Source organism: Burkholderia sp. L-4 (genome assembly GCF_056856535.1).
Genome location: NZ_JBXEOX010000002.1, coordinates 1,968,145 through 1,990,118 on the forward strand (window position 1 = coordinate 1,968,145; position 21,974 = coordinate 1,990,118).

A 21,974-nucleotide genomic window follows, 5' to 3' on the forward strand; every position below is an offset into this window, starting at 1 on the left:
TGCTATTGCCCCAGTCTCGGAATCATCGTGACAGTGGGGGCGACGGTATAGGCCACCGTCATTGCGTCGCCCGACTTGAGATCGATCATTCCGTTCGTCAAGCCGCTCGCATAGGCGGCTTGCCCGTTTCGGGAGACATTGATTGACAAGACGGTGCCTCCGGCGATCGACATGCTGACCGCGCTCAGGTTGTTGTTCGTGAACGTCCACGGCGAAGCGCCGACTGTCGGAAAAACGAGATCCATCTGCACATAGGGAGCGGCAAACCCGTTTTGGGCGAAATTGTCTTCATTCCACGATATGTTGTTCCACGAAGCAGCATAAATAAAGTTGCCGACTGCTCGGGGATAATTGACCGGTTGAGCCAGATAATTTCCTCTCAATTTGAGGGATGCCCCTGCCGAGAGTGTTGCGATCGTGATAAGACAGCCAAATGCGTTGCAGCAACCGATGTTTTCTCCAATGTTGCTATTAATGTCCGTAGAATGCGAGCACGAACCATCGAAATAAATACCGTCCTTCGCGATACCGGATAGTTGATTATTCGAAACGATACACTCGCTAGTGGCAGACAGGAAGATTCCGGCGGATGTGCTCAATGAACCTGTTCCGGTGAATGTAATGGATGCGCCGTTTGCAATTCCGCTGCCGGTGAAATTGTTGGACAGCGTGACGGTCGGGCCATTTCCGTTACCGGAGACCGACGCCACGTAAGTGCCGACCGGGATATTCGTTCCGGATACGCCTTGTCCCACCGCACAGCCGCGTGCCGACGGATACGGTGTAAACGTCAGCGTATTGGTCCCTGCCGCCGCTGCGGCCGAGGTCGTGATCGTTTGAGATGTCGTGCAAACCATCGGCGTAAAGACGATGGATGCACCGCTCGCGACGGTGCCGGTCGTCGCCTTGCTGAGCGTCACCGAGGTCGCCGTCACACCAGTCACGAAGGTGCCGGCCGCGATGTTGGTCCCGCTGACGCTTTGTCCGATCGACACGCCTGTCGTTTCGTTGCCGGGCGACCCGAAACCGTAGTTGTCGTTATAGGTGACGCCGGTTGTCGAGGCGAATGTCAACGACGTAGCGGCACTCGCAGTGGAAGCGGTTGTCACGATCGTCGCACCGAACAGTCCGACACCGGAAAAGACCACGATTCCGCCACTCGGTACAGTTGCATTCTGGCTCAGCGTGACTGTCGATACACCTGCCGATACGACCGTGCCTATCGCTATGCTCGTCGATCCATTGAAATACCACGCCGTCATGCCGACCGCGACACCCGGGGTATTGGCGAAGTTCAGCGTCGTCGATGCCGAGGTCGCACTGATCGTCGTCAACGTGAATCCGTTCTTGTTGTTCGGATCCCAGCCATTGACTATCGCGTTCTGTGAAATGTTGACCTGAATATGGGTGCCGCCGGATGCCCCTAAAAAGATCGGGTATCCCGCCGAATTCTTGATCGTGTTGTTGATGATTGAAATGTTGGAGTTGTTGGATCCATTGGCTGTGGTTAAATGCAACGCCCCGTAAGAATTTGGGGCGTTCGGAAGGTTGGGGCGGGCGACGATATCGGATGATATGCCGCACGTATCCAGGATGTTGTCGGTTACTTTTATATTGTCGTTGCCGTACGTTTGATAGCCGGATTCCGAGGCAATATAAATTCCCGCGCACTGGGAGTTATAAATATGGTTTCCGGAGACCGTTAGGTCTTGAGCGCCAACAATGGCAATGCCGCGTGCATATTTGGTCTGATCGACACGATTGTTTGCAATGATGATGCGGCGGGGGCGGGCACGATCGCTTTGATATCCGACAATAGCAAACGCGTCATCGCCACCATTGATCACTTCGTTGTTTACGATCGTAATGTCCGAACTTGCTCCGGTAACATGGAAGCCGTCGTGCCAGACATTGAGCACCGTATTTCCGAATACTTTCCCGTTCACACAGGCACGCATCATGATAGCCTGACTCGCGGCATTGTTGATCTGGCATCCGGATATCTCGAACTGGCTGCACGCTTCCAAATTGATTGGCCCGGCGTTTTCGTTGGCATAGTATCCGGTCGCGTTTTTCGAGAAAAACCGCAAATTCTGGATTTTTAAATTGCTGATGTTTTTCCAGTATATTGATGCATTTTGGCCTTCCGATGTAGTGCACTGGAGAACTGAATTCCAGCCGGCCCCGATAATCGATGCGGTTGCAGTCAGTGTATTGCTGTATAGATAGACGCCGGGAGGGAAATAAAGAGGCGTCCCGGCATTGAATGCTACTTGGAGCGCTGCTGTATCGTCAGTCACGCCGTCGCCCATGACGCCGAAGCGTCTTACACTCGTCGGAAGGTCGACCAACTCCTGTAAAAGCGTGCGCGGAATCAGTCCGGTTGCCGTGCCTACGATATAGGTTGCCGGGATTTCTGTTGTCATTGGAATACTCCTTGTTATCGCAATTAATCAACGGGAATTAAAATGAGATTTTTTAATGATCGGCGGCCATTCCGATTGAATTCACCGTTTGAGCGGTACGGGAAAAATTGACCCTTGCAATGGAGTTCACCGATTCATTTTCGAGATTTCAAGATCGATACTCCGTTCATTTGATTAAATGAAAGGATGCGAGCAGTATTCATGATACGTCTTGAGTCCGAGGTGGGCGTGATTTCTTTGAGAACGGTGCGGAAGACAACAGATTATATTTCCGGGCGGAGCGGACGATTATATTTGCGGCGACTACTGGTCGCCTTAAACGTACGCCAGCATGACAATGGATGTCCGCTGTAATGGTACGTCGTCGACAGGCACCGAAAATTGCCCGGCGCGATTGGTGTCCGCACCGGAATCCAATCCGGTGAATGGTCGCCGGAAGGAAACGCGTTGCGAAGCTTGCTCCGGCGATGACCGGCGTTCAAGCGGTGGCCCGGATGAAGCCGGCGATCCGCTTGGCGATGGCGTCGGGCGCATCCTCGAAGCAGTAGTGCCCGACGCCCGCCAGCCGCTCGACGGGCGCGGACGGAAACAACGCGGTGAAAAGCGGCAGGAAGTGTTCCGCGCCGAGCGTCCGGTCGGCATCTCCCCAGAGCGCGAGCGCGGGTTTGCCGCGTATCGCGCGCAGTGCCGCCGCATCGGGCTCCTCGAACCGGTGCGCGCCGGCGGCAAAGCCGCGGGCCCAGCCGATCGCGCCGAGACAGTCGGCCGGTTGCGCGAACGGCGCTCCGTACGCGGCGATCCACGTGTCGGTGATGACCGCGTGGTTCTCGAACCCGTTCAGCTTCAGCGTGCTCAGGATGTTGAAGCCGAGCTGACCGAGCACCGTTTCGAGCGTATCGTCGGCCGCCGCGCGCATGATCCACTGGAACCACGGCGCCTCGCGAGCATTCGCATTCAGGCGCTCGACGAGATCGGGCTGGCCGAACGGCGTTGGTCCGTTCGCCGACACGATGCGCCGGATCCGGTCCGGATGACGTGCGGCGAGCCCCATGCCGACCGGGCCGCCGAAATCGTGCATCACGAGCGTGATGCGCTCGAGGCCGCGCGCGAGCACGAAGCGCTCGAGGTTGTCGATGTGGTCCTGCAGCCAGTAGCTGCGGTCCCGCGGCGTCGCGCTTTTGCCGAATCCCATGTGATCGGGCACGACGACGCGGTACGTCGGACGCAGCGTTGTCACCAGATGGCGGAACAGGTAACCCCACGTAGGTTCGCCATGCAGGCACAGGACGGTTTCGCCGTCGCGCGGTCCTTCGTCCACGTAGTGCATCCGGAAGCCGGATGCATCGTCGAAATGCGGGGCGAAGGGAAAGGTGCCGTCGAACGTGGCATCGGACCGGATCATCGAACGCTCCTTCGGTAGTCGAGTAGTTTGGTTTCAATGTGAAACCGAATGGAAGCGTAGGACATGAGGTTTCCAGTTGCAACCAGAAGCGCGATCCGGTCAACTGCCGCCGGGTGTCGTCGTTGATGCGTGGCGAAGCGTTCGGGTTCGCCCCATTGATCTTTGGGTAGATGGGTTTTATATTGCAACCATTCATTTCAATGGAAAACGACTGCCGCTCAGCCTGCCCACAGGGAACGGCGTAACCGCACGCACCGATGAACCGACGAACCACGCACGAAGATTCCCTTTGCGGCGTTGCCCGCCCGCTCGATGCGATCGGCGACGGGTGGTCGCTGCTGATCGTGCGTGACGCGTTCGACGGGCTGAGCCGTTTCGGCGAATTCCAGAAAAACCTCGGCCTCGCGAAGAACATCCTGGCCGCCCGTCTGCGCAACCTGGTCGCGCAGGGGATCATGGACATCGTGCCGGCCGCCGACGGCGGCGCGCATCACGAGTACGTGCTGACCGAGAAGGGGCGCGGGCTGTTTCCGCTGCTGGTCGCATTGCGGCAGTGGGGTGAGGATTTCTGCTTCGAACCGGACGAGGCGCACGTGCTGCTCGTCGACCGGAAAACCGGACTGCCGGTCAGGAAGCTGGAGCTTCGTTCGCAGGACGGGCGCGTGCTCGGGCCGGAAGACACGGTCGTGCTGCCGCCGCCCGGCTGACATGCGGGATCGCCTTCCGGCTGCATGCTGGCCGCTTGAAGCGGCTTCTCGCAGGCCTCGGCGAAGCGCTTCGTCGCTCTGCGGTAGCGGCCGCGCCGCGCCGGTTTTTCCAGTCGGGGGCCGCCGCGGCATTCGCAGCGGACCCGCCGGCGAGGCACACGCGACACCAGCGGGTTTCGAACCGCGGCAGATCGCGCATGCATCGAACCGCCGTCAGCTCCGGTCGTTCGCCGCGTTGCTTTCGAGAAAGCTGTCCACCGCGATCAGCGACTGCTCGTCGAGCGTGCCGAGCACGCTTTTCAGCTTCAGTTGCAGCTTCAGCGCATCGAGGTAACTGTCGAACAGCTTCTGCCGGATACCCGAGATGTCCCGCCGCAGGTTCAGCGTTTCGTACGTCGTGCTGTAACCGACCTGATGCGCTTTCATCGACGAATCGTACGCGAGCCGCGCGGCCTGCAGCGACTGCTGCAGCGCGCGGATGCGCTTGCCGACCGATTCGAGCGCGGACAGCGCCTCGCGATGATCGGTGCCCAGTTGCTCCTCGACCTCGCGCAGCCGGTTGCGGTATTGCTCGGTCACGTGCTCGGCTTCCACCTGCCGGTAGTACACGCTGCCGCCGGAGAAGATCGGAATCGTCACCTGCACGCCGAACGCGCTCTGATGGAAGTCGGACCGATCGGTGAGCCCGCGCAGGTTCGGGTTGAGCCCGCGCGAATACGACGCGAACAGGTCGACGGTCGGCAAGTGCTCGGCGCCGACGCGCTTGGCGGCGAGCCGCGCGACCTGTACGTCGCGATACGCCTGACGGTACGCGGGGTTGTCCTGCGGCGCGTAGTCGCCGGACGGAATGCGCGGCGATGACCCACGCATCGCGAGCCGGGGCCAGCGCGTGAAGTCGATCGTCGAGCCGAGCAGTGTCTCGTAGCGTGCGCGCCGCGCGTCGACGTCGGTCTGCGCGAGCGCTTCGTCGGATTGGGCGAGGCTGCGGCGCGCCTCGATTTCGGCGGTGTCGCCGATCGTCTTCATCCCGAGTTGCGCCATGCGCCGCGTGTCGCTTTCGAGCCGTGCCAGCGCGCTGACCTCGTCGTCGGCCGACTGCAGTTTCTCGCGCGCGCTCAGCAGGTCGAAGCACGCGTTCGCGACGCGCAGGATCAGGTCCTGCTTCGCGACCTCGAGTTTCTGCTTCGCCGATTCCTCGTACTCGGTCGCGCGCCGCATGTCGTACAGGTAGGGCACGTTGAACAGGGCCTGCGTGATCTGGGCGGAACCGTATGCGGCATTGCTCGAGCCGCTGACGTCGATGCCGAACAGGTTCGCATGCGTACCGTAGCGCCCCCATTCGAGTTGCGCGGCGGCTTGCGGCAGCATCTGCGCGCGCGCTTCGGGGAATTTCTGGCGGGCCGCGTCGTATTCGCTGCGCGCCTGCAGATAGCGCGGATCGTGCACGGATGCGTACTGGTAGGCGGTGTCGAGGCAGAACGCGTGCGCGTTCGTGGTCGTACCGATAACCGTTACAGCGATCAGTGTCATGGTTGCAAGTCGGGGATTCCACCTAGTTGGAAATCTTGATAAGGAAATACCCGCATTCCGCGTTGCCGATCCGCCATTCGCGCGCCTCGTTTCAAACATGGCCGTCTCCGTCTCCTGCCCGTGCCGCAACGCATTGCGGCGGGATTTAAACGTTTTGAAATTGAAATTCAAAAAAACATGAATGTCGCTTAGCCGTCATACATCGGAAATTGCGACTGTAAGAGTGTGTCCTCCATTGAATTTCGATGCGACCGCATGATAGCCTGATTTCGGCTGGTAATCGCGGTGATTATTAGATTAACAAGTCGCTAGGGATTAAAAGCCGTTTGTCTTTCAATGAAGGTTCTTTGCATCATCTTTATTTTTTACGAGGAGAGAATGATGAAGGTCATGACGACGGAACAGGTCAGGAATGTGCATGGCGGCGGGGCGATCAGCTCGCTGGGCAGCCTCGCCGTTGACGCCGCGCCGGTGGTGACCGCGCTCGGCCAGTTCCTGCCGAGCCTCGGCAATTACCTGCAGAACCCGAAGACGTTCAACAACACCGGCAAGTAACCGCCGTGCGCGGGGAGGCGCCCCCCGCGCGAGATGCCGCGAAACAGAAGGAAAAGAATCGATCGCCGCAGTGGCAATTAAGCGACTCCGGAATGCATTATTTCGGAATCGGGCGATTATCAGGAGGCAGGAGTGCCGGATTATCTCCGTAATAAAGTAAACGGCCATTGAGTTTTCGATTGGCTGACGGCTGCAGGCATTCCGACAATATAAAGGCCACAACAAATGCGAGACATCACGGAAGAACAGGCCCGCCAGATTCGTGGCGGCGCGTCGCTTTACTCCAATTCGGCTGCCTATACGGTCGATCTCGTCAACCAGTCGATCGGGACCACGCTGCAGGGCCTGATGACCCAGTACCAGGCCCGCGCCGTCGAACAGTTCCGGATGTCGCTCGGCTCGTCGCGCTGAGCGGCCGGTAACACCGGTCTTCCGCCGCGGCCGGCAGTGCGCCGGCTGCGCCCATGCGTATCGCGCACGACCCGCCACGGGCCCGCACGGCAGGCCCGGGCGGCGTGTCGTCGCGCCCCGGGTGCCCGACCATGCTCTTCAATACGCGCAAAGTCCGTCCGGTCCTGCAGGACGAGGTGACGGAGTGCGGCCTGGCCTGCCTCGCGATGATCGCGTCGTGGCACGGGCGCGAAACGACGTTGCGCACGCTGCGCAACCGCTATCCGGTGCGGATCGATTCCGGGCTGTCGTTCTTCGACCTGATGGAGATCTCGAACGATCTCGGGCTGCGCGCGCGCGGGTTGCAGTTCGACGCGGGAGAACTCGACGCGCTCAAGACGCCGTGCATCCTGCATTGGGGGATGAACCACTATGTCGTGCTGACGAAGGTCGGCTACGGCAGCGTGCACATCGTCGACCCCGCGCTCGGCGAGACGAAGCTGCCGCTCGCGCAGGCGCTCACGCACATCACCGGTTATGCGCTCGAACTGAATCCGGACATCGGCTTCACGCGGGCGGGTCCGACCGACCGGATCCGGTTGCGCGACTACCTCGCAGGGCTGACGGGCATCCGCAAGAGCCTCGCGATCGGCATCGCGGGAGGCGTCGCCGCGCAGCTCCTGCTGCTGCTCGGCCCGTCGTACGTGCAGCTGACGATCGACGAGGCGCTGAAGAAGACCGACGTCGACATCCTGTACCTGCTGACGATCCTGTTCGCGATCGTGTTCCTGTTCGACACGCTGTACGCGAACCTCGTCGGCAACATCAAGAGCTACCTGCGCAACATCGTGTCGCAGCAGCTGTCGGCGAACATGGTCGGCCATCTCGCGCGGCTGCCGATCGGCTATTTCCTGTTCCACAACACCGGCGATTCGATTTCGCGCGTGTCGTCGGTGTCGGAGGTCGGGCGCTTTCTCGTCGACGGGCTGGTCGGCGGGCTGCTGAATATCGTCACCTGCACGCTGACGCTCGTGCTGATGTTGTACTACAGCCCCGTGCTGGCCGGCATCAGCCTCGCGGGGATGGTGCTGTTCGCGCTGAGCCGGCTCGCGATCCAGCCGCGGCTGCAGGACGCGATGTCGCAGATCCTCACGCGCGGCGCGCAAGCCGATGCGCTGCTGATCGAGAACATCCGTTCCGCGCATTCGATCAAGCTGCTGTCGGCCGAGACCGCGCGCAGCAGCCTGTGGGTCAACGCGTTCACGCAGAAGCTGCAGGCGATGCGCCAGCAGGAGCGGCTGCAACTGCTGTTCGATGCGATCTCGAAAGGGATCGTGCACGTCGAGCAACTCGTGATCGTCACGTACGGCGCGTGGCTCGTGATGCACGGACAGAGCACGATCGGCGTGATCTACGCGTTCATCCAGTACAAGAACCTGTTCGCCGACAAGTTCATCGATTCGATCCAGCTCCATGTGCGCCGCAAGGTGCTGCAGGTGCACATGGACCGCGTCGCCGACGTGCTGCAGACCGAGACCGAGGAGCCCGCGCCGGATGCGGTCGTACGGCCGGTCGACGGATTCGACGGCGCGCTGTCGATCCGCGCGCTGTCGTACACGCCGAAGGGCGGCAACCGTCCGATCCTGCGCGACATCGCGCTCGACGTGCCGGCCGGCGCCAAGATCGCGATCGTCGGCCGCACCGGCAGCGGCAAGACGACGCTGTTGAACCTGATCTGCGGGCTCGTGCGCCCGGATCCGGGCACGCTGTTCGTCGGCGGCGTCGATCTCGCGGAAGTGAACCTGCGGCAGTACCGCAAGCATCTCGCGGCCGTCACGCAGTCCGACCAGCTGTTTCGCGGGACGATCCGCGACAACATCACGAACTTCGCGCCGGCGCCGCGGATCGGCGCGATGTTCGACGCGGCGAAGCTCGCCTGCATCCACGACGAGATCGAGCGGCTCGACCACCGCTACGACACGCCGCTCGGCGATACGCAGAAGTTCCTGTCGGCCGGCCAGATGCAACGGCTGCTGATCGCTCGGGCGCTGTATTGCGAGCCGCGCCTGCTGATCCTCGACGAGTTTTCGTCGAACCTCGACCAGGCGACGACGCACGAGATCTGCCGCAACGTGTTGACGCTGCCGTGCACGATCGTGCTCGTCACGCACGACGCGTCGATCCTGTCGATGGTCGACCGCATCTACCAGATGCACGACGGCGTATTGACCGACGCGACCGGCGCGTGGCACGCGGCCGAGGAGGCACGGTGATGCTCGGGCGGCTCTTCCTGCTCAATCCGTTCTCGTATGCGTTCCTGCTGCGCCGCGCGGTGCGTGCGGTCGCGCTGCGTACGTCGCCCGCGTTCGGGCTGCGGCTGATGCGCTGGTGCTCGGGCGCATGCCTGCGCTGCTTTCCGCCCATTCGCGAATCGATCGAACGCGCGGTCGCCTACATGCTGAGCGCGCACCTGAACGACGATCCGCGGCGCGTGCGGGAAGTATCGGCCGCGATCGTGCGCGAGCTGTTCGAGGCCGAGTTCGCCGGACTCAAGCTGCGCACGCACAGCCTCGCGTCGATGAAGTCGATGATCGACGGGATGGCGTGCGAAGGCGACGATCAATTGCGCGCGGCGCTCGCACGCGGCGGCCCGCTGATGCTCGCGGGGCTGCACTTCGGCAACCTGATGCTGTTCGTCACGAAACTGCGCTTCATGATTCCCGACGACCGCAAGCTGATGGTGATCCTGCATCGCGACGCGCCCGGCGCGTTCTTCGACGATGCGCTGCGGCTCGTCGCCGAATACGGCGCGGGCGACGTCGAGTTCATCGACATCGAGGAGCGCGTGCATCTGCGGCGGCTGATCACGAGCCTGCGGCGCGAAGCGCCCGTGTTCCTGCTGTTTTCCGACCTGCACGGCAAGTTCGGCAAGACCAACCGCTGCCGGCTCGGCGGGCGCTGGGTGCGGATGGCCGGCGGCGGCGTGAAGCTCGCGGTCGAACAGGGGATTCCGCTGCTCGTCGCGTATGCGACGGGCGTGCCGTTTCGCGATCGCTGCGCGGTGCATTTCACCGGGCTCGCGGCCAGCCCGCTCGCGCCGATGCTCGGGGCGGACGACGACGCATCGCCGGTGCGCGCGACGCACCAGCGCATCGTCGACCGCCTCGAACAGGCGCTCGTGCGCCAGCCCGAGCAATGGCATTTCTGGGAACACTTCACGCCTTACCTGATGCCGACGCCGCTGCTCGATGCGGCCGCGCGGCGTCGCCCCTGACGAGCCTGCCCCATGCCGATCTGGAATTCCGCCCTCCAAGAACAAAAGCCGTCGCGCAAGCTCGCGCGCGGCACCACTTTCGGCACCGTGATCCACGGCGTCGTCGACGTGCCGGTGTCGATGCGGTTTTTCTGCTACCTGTCGCTGGCGATGTTCGCGATGTTCGTGACGGCGCTCGTCGAACTGAGCTACGCGAATACCGAGAGCGTGTCGGGGATGCTGACGCCGCGCTCGGGGCTGATCGGCGTCGGCGCGCCGCCGGGCTGGGCGGTGCGCGACATCTACGTCGGCAAGGACCAGCAGGTGAAGGCCGGCCAGCGGCTGATGGCGGTGACGCGCGACACGAGCTTCGTCAGCCAGGCGAACAACGTGCAGGGCATGCGTGCGGCGCTCGACCGGCAACGCGTGGAGGTGACGCAGCAGATCGACGCGGCACGGCTCGAATACCGGTCGTCGGTGCAGCAGATCAACCAGCAGATCGCCGCGCAAGGCGAGAGCCGTGGGCTGATCGACCGGCAGATCCAGGACCAGAAGCGCATCGTCGACGAGTACGGCGAACGGCGCGCACGCGTGAAGCAGCTGCTCGACGAGCAGGTCGTGACGCTCGAACAGTACAACCAGGTCAACACGCAGTACCTGCAGGCCGGGCAGGCGTACCAGGACCTGCTGCTGCGCCGCGCCGAGCTTGCGAAGAACGCGATGAAGCTGCGCGGCGACCTCGACACGATGCAGAGCAAGTACGACGGCGCGAACGCGGAACTGAAGATCAAGCAGGAGGAGCTGAACGCGAAGGAATACAACATCGACGAGAACGTGAACCAGGTGCTGTACGCGCCGGCCGACGGGCAGATCGTGCGGCTCGACGTCGTGCAGGGCGGTGTGATCGACCCGCCGGGCACGCGCGTCGTCGAGATCCTGCCCGCGCAGGCCGACGGGCTGATCGCCGAGGTCTACATTCCGTCGTCGAAGGCCGGCTTCGTGAAGAAGGGGCAGGAAGTGAAGGTTGCGTACGCAAGCTATCCGGTCGAGAAGTTCGGCACCTATCGCGGCAAGGTGCTGTCGATCTCGCCGGTCGCGTTTTCGGCGAAGGAGCTGAACCTGCCGGGCGATGCGGCCGCGCCGCAGACCTACTTCAAGACCTGGGTCGAACTCGCCGATCGAACGCCGTCCTTCGAGGGGCGGCCGCTGTCGCTGCGGGCCGGGATGATGCTGAAGGCCGACGTCGTGCTGGAGCGGCGCAGCCTGCTCGAATGGCTGTTCGAGCCGCTGTACCGGATCCGCCAGCGCCTGTTCGGCGTGCCGGCCTGAGCCGATGGCGAATCGCGACATTACCCGCCGCCGCGCGCGGCCGGGCGCCGTGCGTCCGTTGTCGCGCTGGCTCGGCGCGACGCTGTTCGCGTGCGCGGCTGCCGCGCACGGCGCGCCGCAGCCGGACGGCGATGCCGCGCCGCGCTGGCAGGCCGGTGCCGACGGGATCGGCTTCTGGCCGGGCGGCGATGCGGACGGGTTCGACGCGAGCGCGTGGGCGACCGATGCAGGGCCGGCGCGCGGCGGGCGCGATGGCGCTGCGGCCGGCGTGCCGCCGCTCGACGCCGTCCCGTTGAGCGCACGCAAGATCACGCTCGGGCAGCGCACCGTTGAAGCGGGGCGCGCGTGCGCGGGAGCGCGCGACGATGGCGTCGACGGTATCGGCTTCGACGACAACGGCGCGGACGACGGCTGCGCGCCGGCTGCGCCGCGCGAGGCAACGGCGGATGACGCATCGGCTGGCGGCGTGGTCCACGCCGGCCGGATGCCGTACGAACTGCATCCGGTCGATCCGTCGCGGCTGCCCGATCTGCCGGCCGCGCAGGCGCCGCCGTTGCTCGAGCAGCTGATGGGCGACGACCGCAACATGGTCGGCCTTGGCTGGCACTTCGTCGGGACGACCGGCCGGTCGACGCCCGTGACGACGCATACCGACGCGCTCGGGCTGAACAGCTTCCAGAACGCCGGGTCGAGCCTGTCGCTCAGCAATACGAACACGCTGGCGTTCACGTTCACCCACTTTTTATCGGAGCACTGGGCGGCCGAACTCGGCGCGGGCATTCCGCCGGTGCTGACGCTGCGCGGGCACGGCAGCATCGCGCTGCCGCTCGAGCGCATCTTTGCCGGCGTCCAGGGGCGTTTTCCGCTGATCGACCTTGCGAACACGCAAAGCAATCCGCTCGCGACCACGCGCGCGTGGCTCGGGTCCGTCGTGTTCAAGTACTACCTCGGCGAGCGCGACGATCGCTTCCGGCCGTTCGCGGGCATCGGCGTCAGCTACACGCGCTTCACGAACACGAACCTGAACCCCGTGTTCCAGCGCAAGCTCGCGTCGCTCGGCGGGCTGCTCGCGGCAGGCGCGGACATCGGCAGCCTGCAGTCGCTGTTGCTCGACCCGGCGATGTTCCAGCGGATCTGGGATGCCGGCGGCGACCTGCTGCTGTCGGGGCGGACCAATGTATCGACGAAGGTGAAGAGCGTGTGGGAGCCGGTGTTCACCGTCGGCGCGAGCTACCAGATCACGCGCCGGCTCTGGATCACGGGGATGGTCACCTATATCCCGCTGCGGACGAAGATCACGCTCGACATCAGCCAGCCGAACCGGACGCTTGCATCGAACACCTTCGATATTTCGGCCAATCCGGTGCTGGCCAGCGTGCTGCTGAACTTCCGCTTCTGACGGTCCCGGCGGCCGGTTTTCATCAATTTGACGCGCGACGCTGGGATAATGGCGAAGTTTGGCCGCGTCAATGATGGAAGGAGGCCCCATGGGCGACAAAGATACCCGCACCGAGACCGACAACCTTGCTGATTCGAGCTCGATGGAAGCGCGTCAGCGCCGCTTCGAGGAAGATCTCGTCGACGCATACGACGAAGAACTGGAAATGGAACTCGACGACCGTCGCTTCGACGACGGCGACGACTTGCTGTTTTCGCAGGCGCGTCGCGAGGCACGCAAGCAGTATTTCCGCGAGCTGTTCCGGCTGCAGGGCGAACTCGTGAAACTGCAGGACTGGGTCGTGAGCACCGGGCACCGGCTCGTCGTCATTTTCGAAGGGCGCGACGCGGCCGGCAAGGGTGGCGTGATCAAGCGGATCACGCAGCGCCTGAACCCGCGCGTGTGCCGTGTCGCCGCGCTGCCCGCGCCGAACAACCGCGAGCGCACGCAATGGTACTTCCAGCGCTACGTCGCGCATCTGCCGGCCGGCGGCGAGATCGTGCTGTTCGACCGCAGCTGGTACAACCGCGCGGGCGTCGAGCGCGTGATGAATTTCTGTACCGACGACGAGTACGAGGAGTTCTTCCGGTCGGTACCCGAGTTCGAGAAGATGCTCGTGCGCAGCGGCATCCAGATCGTCAAGTACTGGTTCTCGATCACCGATCACGAGCAGGAAGTGCGTTTCCAGGCGCGGATCCAGGATCCGCTGAAGCAGTGGAAGCTGAGCCCGATGGACCTCGAAAGCCGGCGCCGCTGGGAGGCTTATACGGCCGCGAAGGAGGAGATGCTGCAGCGCACGCATATTCCCGAGGCGCCGTGGTGGGTCGTGCAGGCCGTCGACAAGAAGCGCGCGCGGCTGAACTGCATCCACCATCTGCTGGGCCAGGTGCCGTATCACGAGGTGCCGCACCCGTCGATCGACCTGCCGCCGCGCGAGCATCACGAGGACTACATCCGCCGGCCGACGCCGGACGACATGATCGTGCCGGATACTTACTGACGCAGGAATGCGCCTGGCAGCGTCAGGCAAAGCGGGGAAGGCAGGTGCCTTGCCCGCGCGTCACAGGTCCGGAAACCCCGAGCGCCCCTGGGTCAGGTCGAACAATTCGGCCCTCGCATCGGCCTCGGCGGTTTCCGGCAGCTTGATCACCAGTTTCACCGTCATGCCGTACGTGCTGTCCACCAGTTCGTATCCGGCCTGTTCGATCCAGCGGCGCACGCGCGCCTCCTCCGGGTAGCCGATCTCGATCGCGAGCCGCGTCTGGCGAATGCGCTCGATGCGCTCGGCATCGAGCAGCGCCGAGGCGATCGCATCCGTATAGGCGCGCACCAGTCCGCCCGCGCCGAGCTTCACCCCGCCGTAGTAACGCACGACCGCGCCGAGCACGCCGTCGAGATCGTGATGGCGCAGCACTTCGAGAATGGGCCGGCCGGCCGTGCCCGACGGCTCGCCGTCGTCCGACATGCCCGACTGGCCGCCGGCCAGCAGCGCCCAGCACACATGGGTGGCCGTCGGATGCGCGTCGCGCAGGCGTTGCAGCGCCTGCATCGCGGCATCGCGGTCGTCGACCGGGATCGCGAGCCCGATGAAGCGGCTCTTGCGGATCTCGAGTTCGCGGATATAGGTGGTGGCGAGCGTGTAACTCATGCGCCGCGAGCAACAGGTAAGGAAGTCAAGGTGATGATGGCCTGGCGATGCTGGGATATCGGCCCGCACGTGGATGGCACCTGCACGCGCGGACGGGACGAAACGGGAATTTTACCGTGGTGCGCATCGAAGCATTTCGATGCGGTCGAAACCCGGCTCGGGCGATGTGCCGGATACGAAGACGCAGACGAAGATGGCCACCGTGCGCGAGCATGCCGCCCGTCGAACAACCATGGGCTCCCGAGGTCGATCGCGTGGATAGCTGAAGGGCGGCCCCGCGCTCGTTGAACCGGTCGCGCAGCGGGCGCATGGTTTTCCCCGTGAGGGCTTCGGAACGCACCCGTGCGTGCGACGTCAACGTACCCCGATCGACGACCGCAGCGCCGCGCCGAGCGTGCGCAGTGCCTGCCGGGCGCGCGCGTCGGTCAGGCTGGAATGGAGCACCACGTCGCGCGCCGGCAACGGCGGCAGCCCGTATCGCGTTCCGACGTCGACCGTGCCGGCGGGCGCCACGCGATGCCCGAGCGCCGCGACGGCCAGCCCCGCGGATACCGCCGCGCCGATCGTCGCGATACCGCCGCCGACGAACACCTCGGTCCACGGAACACCGGCCTCGTCCAGTGCGCCAACGGCCATGCGCCGCACGCTGCAAGGTTCGGCCTGCGTGGCCAGCCGCAGCGGTTGCGGCGGATGGTACTCGAAATCGGCTGCGGCCATCCAGCCGAACGACTCCGACAGGATGGTCTCGCCGTCGAGCCGCCGGCTGTCGTGCTGCAGCGCGACGGCCGCGTCGAGCTGGCCGCGGTCGAATGCATCGAGCACGTCGCGCGACGCCGCGACGCGGATCTCCAGCACGAGTGTCGGCTCCGCTTCGCTCATGCGTCGCAGCAGCATCGGCAGATCGGCGCCGACGACATGGTGGCTGACGCCGATCACCAGCCGCCGCTGGCCCGTGCCGAACGCGCCGATTGCGCCGTGGTGCGCGGCCACCAGCTCGCGCGCCGGCTCGAGGAACGCGGTGCCGTCGGCCGACAGGCGGACCTGCCGCGGCGTGCGCTCCAGCAGGCGGCGGCCGAGCCCCTCTTCGAGCCGCTTGATCTTCAGGCTCACGGCCGATTGCGTCGTGTCCATCGCTTCCGCGGCTCGCGTGAAGCTCTTGAGGTCGGCGGTCAGCACGAACGCTTGCACGGCTTCGATGTCGAGCGTTTTCATCGCGCACTCATCCATTTAATAATCGAATCATTGAAATATGATGCCATCGTCTTTTCAAATTATTCAAGGTCTTCTACGCTGTTCGCACGTTTTCCTGAATGTCACCCGTTGCTTTCGCCAGGAGTCGACCATGCTGACCGCGTACTACGTGCACCGCCTGCCGGCGGACTACGACCTCGACATCATCCGCAACCGCGTGCGCGAACGCGGCGCGCTCTGGGACGACACGCCCGATCTGCTGTTCAAGGGGTTCCTGCTGCGCGAGGCCGGCCGTTACGGCGCGACGGAAAACGGCTATGCGTCTTTTTATCTGTGGCGTAACGAACAGGCGTTCGCGCGGTTCGTGACGGCCGGCCGCTATCGGGTCGTGACGGACAGCTTCGGGCGCGCGCCGATCGAAACCCAGGTCGTGCTCGAGGCTCGCAAGGGCCGTGCGTCGACGGGACGCTTCGCGCGTCTGGAAACCCTCGATATTCCGCCGGATGCCGACCTCGACGCGACGCTTGCAGGAGAGATCGCGCGCAATCGCGAAACGGCGGCACGGCAGGGCGTGGTGGCCGCTGCCGTCAGTCTCGACCCGCTGCGCTGGCGACTGACGCGGGCCGTCGTCACGGAGCACGAACCGGACGAGGGTGGCGCGGGTACGGTGTATCAGGTCCTGCACCTGGCGCGGCCGTTGCTCGATACGCTGGAAGCGGGTGGTGCGTGATGGCCGGCATCGGGTCGCGATTGCCGGCCGGCCTGGTGGTTGCTGCGCATCTGGCCGGTGTGGCCGCGGCGATCGTCGCGATGGCCGCGCTCGCGGCGGTGCTGGCGCTGCTGCTCCGGTAACGCCGCTCGAACGATCGGCAAAGACGGGGAGCCGGGCACGCGGCTCCCCGCGGGTTCACCGGCGATCAGTTGCCTTGAAGCCGGATATCGCGCGACGACGCACCGACATACACCGTCCCGCCCGAGACGACCCGCCAGCCGTTACGCGACGTGTCCCACACGCTTTGCATCCGCGGCGACACGGTCACGCGCACGCGCCGCGCTTCGCCCGGATTCAGCCGGATCTTCTCCCAGCCGACCAGCCGTTTCGGCGGCTCGTCCTTGTACGGCACGCCGAGATAGACCTGCGGCGTTTCCGCGCCGGCGACACGCCCGTCGTTGCGCACCGTGAATGCGACGCTCAGCGAGCCGTCCCATTGTCTCGACACCGACAGTCCCGAGTACGCGAAGTGCGTATAGGACAGCCCGTAGCCGAACTCGAACATCGGCTTGATGTTGCGCGCGTCGTACCAGCGATAGCCCATGTTCAGCTTTTCCGCGTAGACGGGATCGTTGTCGAACGCGCCGTTTTGCCCCCAGGTCGGCGAGTCCTGATCGCGCGCCGGGAACGTGACGGGCAGCTTGCCGGACGGATTCACCGCGCCAAACAGCACGTTCGCGATCGCCTTGCCGCCGGCTTCGCCCGGATACCACGCCTCGACGATCGCCGATACGTTGTCCTTCCACGGCATCAGCACCGGATTGCCGCTCTGGACGACGACGATCGTGTGCGGATTCGCACGCGCGACGGCTTCGACGAGCGCATCCTGGTTCGACGGATTCGCGAGGCTCAGGCTCTGCAGGTCGCCGAAATCCTCGCCGGCCGGTTGCGCGACCACGACGATCGCGACGTCCGAGCGGCCCGCGAGCGCCGCGGCCTGGTCGATCTCCTGCTGCGTGTACGCGCGGAACGGCGACTGCTGATCGCTGTTGCCCGCGTACGTGACCTGCGCGGCCGGCGCGAGCGCGCGAATGGCCGCGACGATCGGCATGTCGACCTTCAGCCACGGATTGCGCCACCAGCTGCAGCCCGTCGACGACCCGAACGTCAGGCCGCCGCAGCCCGCGAACGAACCCGAAACCGGATCGCGCGTGTTGCCGGAGCCGCCGCCGGACAGCACGGCCGCATCCGCGTGGCCGCCGATCACGGCGATACGCGACAGCGCCGACGCGGCCAGCGGCAACTGGTTGCCGTCGTTCTTCAGCAGCACGATCGACTGCTCGGCGGCTGCCTGCGCGAACCGGTTCGCGGCCGCGAAATCGATCGTGCCGCCGCCCTTGGCCGGATCGTCCATCACGCCGACGCGGATCATCACGGCGAGCTTGCGGCGCACCATGTCGTCGAGGCGCGCGGTCGACACCGAGCCGTTCGCGATCGCCTGCTTGACGGCCGCCGGGGTGAGGTAGACGGTCGGCCCGACGTCTTCTTCCTCGTCGAGCCCGGCGTTGATCGCGGCCGCGGTGCTGTGCGCGGCGCCCCAGTCGGACTGCACCTGGCCCTGGAAGCCCCATTCGTTCTTCAGCACGTCGTTCAGCAGGTGAGGGTTTTCGCACGCATACGTGCCGTTCAGGCGGTTGTAGCTGCACATCACGCTGCCGGGGCGGCCGCGCTTCGCGGCGATCTCGAACGGCAGCAGGTAAAGCTCGCGCAGCGTGCGTTCGTCGATCTGCGTGTTGCCGCCCATCCGGCCGTGCTCCTGTTCGTTGCCGGCGTAGTGCTTGATCGTCGCGATGACCTTCTGCCGCTGCGTGGCGAGCGTGCGTTCGGCGAGCAGGTCGCCGGCAAGCAGCGGATCTTCGCCGAGATACTCGAACAGGCGGCCGCCGCGCGGCTCGCGCGCGAGATTGGTGCCGCCCGCGAGGCCCATGCCGAATCCTTGCGCGCGCAACTGGATCGCGACCTGCTTGCCATAGTCGTACGACAGCCGGCGATCCCAGCTCGCGGCGACGGCGATCGTCGCCGGGAACGTGGTGCTGGCCTGCGAGGTGCTGCCGGAGCCCGTCGCCGAATCCACCATGTTGAGATCGGGAATGCCGAGCCGAGGCACACCCTGAATGTAGCCGGCACCGCCGCCCGGTACCTTGGACATTTCGTATTGCGAATGAATGAACTGGAGCTTCTCGTCGAGCGTCATCTTGCGCACGAGCAGGTCGGCGCGCCGCTGCGCGGCGGCTGACGCGAATGCGTCGGTCGCGTCGCCCTGCGAATTGAAATCGGCGTTGCCGGCGTAGGCGGTGGTGCAGAGGGTCGCTGCCAGCACGACGGCCGGCCAGAGGGTGTCCCGCATGTTGCTCTCCATGATCGTATTGCCGGTTGTTCGAATGATGTCTGGAGCTGCGCACGTCCGATGGATTCGCACCGGACGTATTCGGCTGGCGATGCAGGGTGGTTGCGCGTCGGCATGCCAGGCCGGGCGGGGAATCGTTACGGCCGGTTGGGCCCGATCGAACATCGAGGACGGCGACGCGGACCGTCCGACACTGCCGAATCGGATGTAGCGATTCTCTGCAGCGACCAATCGTACGAATGTAGTTTGACTACAGCATCGGTGTTTGTACCGATACGTACGATCTTTTTTCGACGCGGTGGAGCGGTGGGAGGAAAAGGCGGTCAACGTTCCCGATGGGGATCGGATGGCGGGGTAAGAAGTACCTGGATACAGGTGTTTTCATGCGGCAATGCAGCGGTGCAGGAGACCCGTCTCGTTGCGCGTGCATCGAATTGACTCCAGCCGTCGCTAGCGGGCCGCGGTTCGCGGTTCGGTCGTCGGGCGAACGCGCGCGAGCGGATTCGCGATATAGCGAATCGCGCGGTCGCTGAGCGTCGACGATGGCAGCAGGCACGCGAGAGACAGGCCGGTGACGGCCAGTTTCTTGAACGGCCGCCAGAACGGATTGCGCAGCACGGTATGCCAGTAGCGTCCCGAATCGGACAGGAACCAGCGCCAGCGGCGCGCGAGCGGCGCGCGGTACAGCGTGCTCGCGAAGTGCGCCTTTTCGATCGAGAAGTCGAACGGTTCGCCCGGCAGCGCTTCGTGAAGCCGCGAGCCGGCAATGGCACGCAGCGTCGACCATCGGCGCGCCGCCTTCAACGCACCCGTGGCCGCATCTTCCGCATTGGCAAATGCAAGATCGGCCGTGTCGCGGTTGACTTCGCTATCGGCAGGGGTAGCCGGCCGATGAACACGATAGCCGCCGAGCGTCGCGTCGATCATGTGAATGGCACCGAGCAGCGCGATCCCGTAGATCGCATAGAAATCGGCGCCGTGCAGGTTGTCGGGCGTGACGGGTACCGGGAAGATGCGCCTGAGCGCGTCGCTCCGGTATGCGTTACCCGACGCAGGCGGCGACGGATAAAGCCAGCCCGCGCGCAGCAGGCGGCCGCAATCGGTGGCCACGCCCGACTGTGGGACCGTGACGCCCGTCGCGATGCCTTCCCGCGTCATCACGTCGAGCCGGAAATGCACCTTCACGAAGTCGCCGGAGGCGAACGCGGCCAGCACGCGGGCGGCCGCGTCGCGGTAGAGCAGGTCGTCCGCGTCGAGCAGCAGCACGTAAGGGGTCAGGACATGCTCCAGCGCGCGGTTGTAGGCGGCGACCTGGCCGCAATTCTCCTGGAAGACTGCCACGATGCGATCCCCGTACGAGCGGATGATGTCGCGGGAGTCGTCGGTCGAACCGTCGTCGACCACGAGGACGCGGATGTCGTTGGCGGTCTGGGCAAGCGCGGAGTCGATCGCGGCACGCAGATAGACGCCGTGGTTGTAGTTGCAGATTGCAATGGTCAGGTCTGCCATGAGCGGCTCCCGCGTGAATTCGGTTCAGGCATTTCGGCGCGGGGAACGGGTGCCACGCCATCGTGCGGCCGCGTGCTAGCGGCGCGCAATGGAACTGCCGGGCAGCGGAATGCCGGCACGATAGACGACGGCCGCGAGCGCGGCGGCGACTGCGGCCTCCGCGAGCAGAACGGCGGCCGCGGCACCCAGTTCCGCAAAGTACTTCGCGAGGACGGGAAGCAGCACGATGTTCAGGATGCCGGACGACATCAGGATACGCGTGAATGCCGTCTTCATGCCGAGTGGCAGCATGGTCTGCACGCCGAACAGGTCGGTCATGCCGGCCATGAACGGGATGAATGCCATCCAGCGCAGTACGTGAACCGTCGGCTCGTACGACGGGCCATACAGGATACGCACGGCCAGCGGCGCCCCGAAGAAAATCACGAGCGAGATGCCGAGCACCATCACGACCTGTACGACGAACAGTTTGCGCAGGAACGAGAACGCGTCGTTGCGCGCATGCCGCATCAGGTAGTTGATGCGCGGATAGGTGGCGGCCTTCAGCGGCTGGAGCAGGCTGAGCGCCGCGCGGATCAGCTTGTCGCCGGCCGCGAAGTAGCCGGCCGCGACGTTGCCCGACACGAAGCCGAGCAACACGGTGTTGGTCGACGCATAGAACGCAATCGACGTCGACGCGAGAAACACTTGCCAGCCGCCTTTCAGCGATTCGGCGATGTCGGCCACGCCGACGCGGACGAAGTCGATTTCGCGATGAAAGTACAGGTAGACGGCCAGCGCGATCGCCGATAGCACCGGCACGGCGGCGTTGACGATCATCGCGCGATCGATGTCCTCTGGGCTGTGTACGAGCGCGAACATCGCGGGCAGGCTCAACACCCGGCCGACGAACAGGATCACGCTGAGTGCGCGCAGCTTCTCCATGCCCTGGAAATACCAGCCGGGCGTGAATGCGACGCCGGCCACCATGCCGAAGCCGATCAGCAGCAGGTCGCGGTCATCGCCGAAGCGCCCGATCAGCAGGGTCAGCAGCACCAGCACGACGAAGCAGATGGCCGCGATTCCGATCTGCGCATACAGCGTCGCCCAGAAGATGCGTGAGCGCTCGGCGCGGTCGTCGCGTGCGAGTGCTATGCGCGGCGTGGCGGTCAGGTCGAAGCTGTAGCTCGTGCAGTTGGTGAGATACGCGATCACCGCCAGCGAGAACGCGAGCTGGCCATAGCCTTCCGGGCCCAGTGCGTGCGTCAGCAGCGGCGCGATCAGCAGCGGCACCGCATACATCGAAATCTGCAGCGTCAGCAGCAGCAGGAAGTTCTTCTTGAGGTTTGACATTCGCTCGGTCGGCGCCGTTGGGTATCGCATGGCGGCGGGTTGCGTGCAGCCGTACGGATGCGCGGCCGGTCGGCGCTGACCCGGCTGCGAGGATTCGCGAACCGTTCCGGTGCCGGTTTCGACCGGCGATGCCGGCACGGCCACA

At 64.5% G+C, this 21,974-nt stretch carries 18 protein-coding genes; 10 read left to right on the forward strand and 8 right to left on the reverse strand.

Annotated features, from left to right (window positions below; translation table 11 throughout):
• Positions 1–2: 2 nt before the first annotated feature.
• Together AC1VVG_RS25670 and AC1VVG_RS25675 are read right to left on the reverse strand one after the other, a co-directional pair.
• The gene (locus AC1VVG_RS25670; RefSeq protein WP_482836621.1) at positions 3–2,426 is read right to left on the reverse strand and encodes a glycosyl hydrolase family 28-related protein; all 2,424 of its coding nucleotides are present in this window, start codon (positions 2,424–2,426) and stop codon (positions 3–5) included.
• A 478-nt stretch (positions 2,427–2,904) separates the two neighbouring features.
• Positions 2,905–3,828 carry an alpha/beta fold hydrolase gene (locus AC1VVG_RS25675; protein ID WP_059556438.1) on the reverse strand — a complete coding sequence of 308 codons (924 nt, stop codon included), beginning with the start codon at positions 3,826–3,828 and terminating at the stop codon, positions 2,905–2,907.
• Between the two features lie 257 nt (positions 3,829–4,085).
• Between AC1VVG_RS25675 and AC1VVG_RS25680 the strand changes: the two genes are divergently transcribed.
• A complete protein-coding gene (locus AC1VVG_RS25680) occupies positions 4,086–4,535 on the forward strand; it encodes a winged helix-turn-helix transcriptional regulator (protein WP_034191574.1) in 450 nt (149 codons plus the stop codon).
• A gap of 213 nt (positions 4,536–4,748) precedes the next feature.
• On the opposite strand, the gene AC1VVG_RS25685 is transcribed toward AC1VVG_RS25680, so the two are convergent.
• On the reverse strand, positions 4,749–6,065 hold the full coding sequence (locus tag AC1VVG_RS25685) for a TolC family protein (RefSeq protein WP_376698773.1): 1,317 nt from the start codon (positions 6,063–6,065) through the stop codon (positions 4,749–4,751).
• Positions 6,066–6,443: 378 nt separating this feature from the next.
• On the opposite strand from AC1VVG_RS25685, the gene AC1VVG_RS25690 reads away from it, so the two are divergent.
• The 7 genes from AC1VVG_RS25690 to ppk2 all read left to right on the forward strand — a co-directional run bounded on the left by AC1VVG_RS25690 (position 6,444) and on the right by ppk2 (position 14,030).
• On the forward strand, positions 6,444–6,620 hold the full coding sequence (locus tag AC1VVG_RS25690) for a hypothetical protein (protein WP_006479216.1): 177 nt from the start codon (positions 6,444–6,446) through the stop codon (positions 6,618–6,620).
• A 225-nt stretch (positions 6,621–6,845) separates the two neighbouring features.
• Positions 6,846–7,031, forward strand: coding sequence for a hypothetical protein (locus tag AC1VVG_RS25695; protein ID WP_021159490.1), 186 nt, complete (start codon positions 6,846–6,848; stop codon positions 7,029–7,031).
• A 131-nt stretch (positions 7,032–7,162) separates the two neighbouring features.
• A complete protein-coding gene (locus AC1VVG_RS25700; protein WP_049034799.1) occupies positions 7,163–9,283 on the forward strand; it encodes a peptidase domain-containing ABC transporter in 2,121 nt (706 codons plus the stop codon).
• The gene (locus AC1VVG_RS25705; RefSeq protein ID WP_482837217.1) at positions 9,280–10,284 is read left to right on the forward strand and encodes a lysophospholipid acyltransferase family protein; all 1,005 of its coding nucleotides are present in this window, start codon (positions 9,280–9,282) and stop codon (positions 10,282–10,284) included. Before AC1VVG_RS25700 ends, AC1VVG_RS25705 begins: the two co-directional genes overlap by 4 nt.
• Positions 10,285–10,296: 12 nt before the next feature.
• Entirely contained in the window at positions 10,297–11,592 is a 1,296-nt protein-coding gene (locus AC1VVG_RS25710; RefSeq protein ID WP_034191572.1) for a beta-barrel domain-containing protein, read from the forward strand.
• 4 nt (positions 11,593–11,596) lie between these two features.
• Positions 11,597–12,991, forward strand: coding sequence for an OmpW/AlkL family protein (locus AC1VVG_RS25715; protein ID WP_482836624.1), 1,395 nt, complete (start codon positions 11,597–11,599; stop codon positions 12,989–12,991).
• 88 nt (positions 12,992–13,079) lie between these two features.
• Positions 13,080–14,030 (forward strand): polyphosphate kinase 2, encoded by a 951-nt coding sequence (gene ppk2, locus AC1VVG_RS25720; protein WP_034191570.1) that lies wholly within the window; start codon positions 13,080–13,082, stop codon positions 14,028–14,030.
• Positions 14,031–14,090: 60 nt separating this feature from the next.
• On the opposite strand, the gene AC1VVG_RS25725 is transcribed toward ppk2, so the two are convergent.
• Together AC1VVG_RS25725 and AC1VVG_RS25730 are read right to left on the reverse strand one after the other, a co-directional pair.
• Positions 14,091–14,678: an IMPACT family protein gene (locus tag AC1VVG_RS25725; RefSeq protein ID WP_034191569.1), complete on the reverse strand. Its 588-nt coding sequence runs from the start codon at positions 14,676–14,678 to the stop codon at positions 14,091–14,093.
• A gap of 354 nt (positions 14,679–15,032) precedes the next feature.
• Positions 15,033–15,890 (reverse strand): LysR family transcriptional regulator, encoded by an 858-nt coding sequence (locus tag AC1VVG_RS25730; protein ID WP_059556698.1) that lies wholly within the window; start codon positions 15,888–15,890, stop codon positions 15,033–15,035.
• A 130-nt stretch (positions 15,891–16,020) separates the two neighbouring features.
• On the opposite strand from AC1VVG_RS25730, the gene AC1VVG_RS25735 reads away from it, so the two are divergent.
• Positions 16,021–16,599, forward strand: coding sequence for a DUF4865 family protein (locus tag AC1VVG_RS25735; protein ID WP_482837219.1), 579 nt, complete (start codon positions 16,021–16,023; stop codon positions 16,597–16,599).
• Positions 16,596–16,721 carry a hypothetical protein gene (locus AC1VVG_RS25740; protein ID WP_257786268.1) on the forward strand — a complete coding sequence of 42 codons (126 nt, stop codon included), beginning with the start codon at positions 16,596–16,598 and terminating at the stop codon, positions 16,719–16,721. The genes AC1VVG_RS25735 and AC1VVG_RS25740 overlap by 4 nt, the downstream gene beginning before the upstream one ends.
• A gap of 65 nt (positions 16,722–16,786) precedes the next feature.
• Here the strand turns inward: AC1VVG_RS25740 and AC1VVG_RS25745 are convergent, their stop codons facing one another.
• The 3 genes from AC1VVG_RS25745 to AC1VVG_RS25755 all read right to left on the reverse strand — a co-directional run bounded on the left by AC1VVG_RS25745 (position 16,787) and on the right by AC1VVG_RS25755 (position 21,829).
• Positions 16,787–18,988, reverse strand: coding sequence for a glycoside hydrolase family 3 C-terminal domain-containing protein (locus AC1VVG_RS25745; RefSeq protein WP_482836626.1), 2,202 nt, complete (start codon positions 18,986–18,988; stop codon positions 16,787–16,789).
• A 450-nt stretch (positions 18,989–19,438) separates the two neighbouring features.
• Positions 19,439–20,497 (reverse strand): glycosyltransferase family 2 protein, encoded by a 1,059-nt coding sequence (locus tag AC1VVG_RS25750; protein ID WP_034191566.1) that lies wholly within the window; start codon positions 20,495–20,497, stop codon positions 19,439–19,441.
• 75 nt (positions 20,498–20,572) lie between these two features.
• Positions 20,573–21,829 (reverse strand): oligosaccharide flippase family protein, encoded by a 1,257-nt coding sequence (locus AC1VVG_RS25755; RefSeq protein ID WP_482836627.1) that lies wholly within the window; start codon positions 21,827–21,829, stop codon positions 20,573–20,575.
• Between the last annotated feature and the right edge of the window lie 145 nt (positions 21,830–21,974).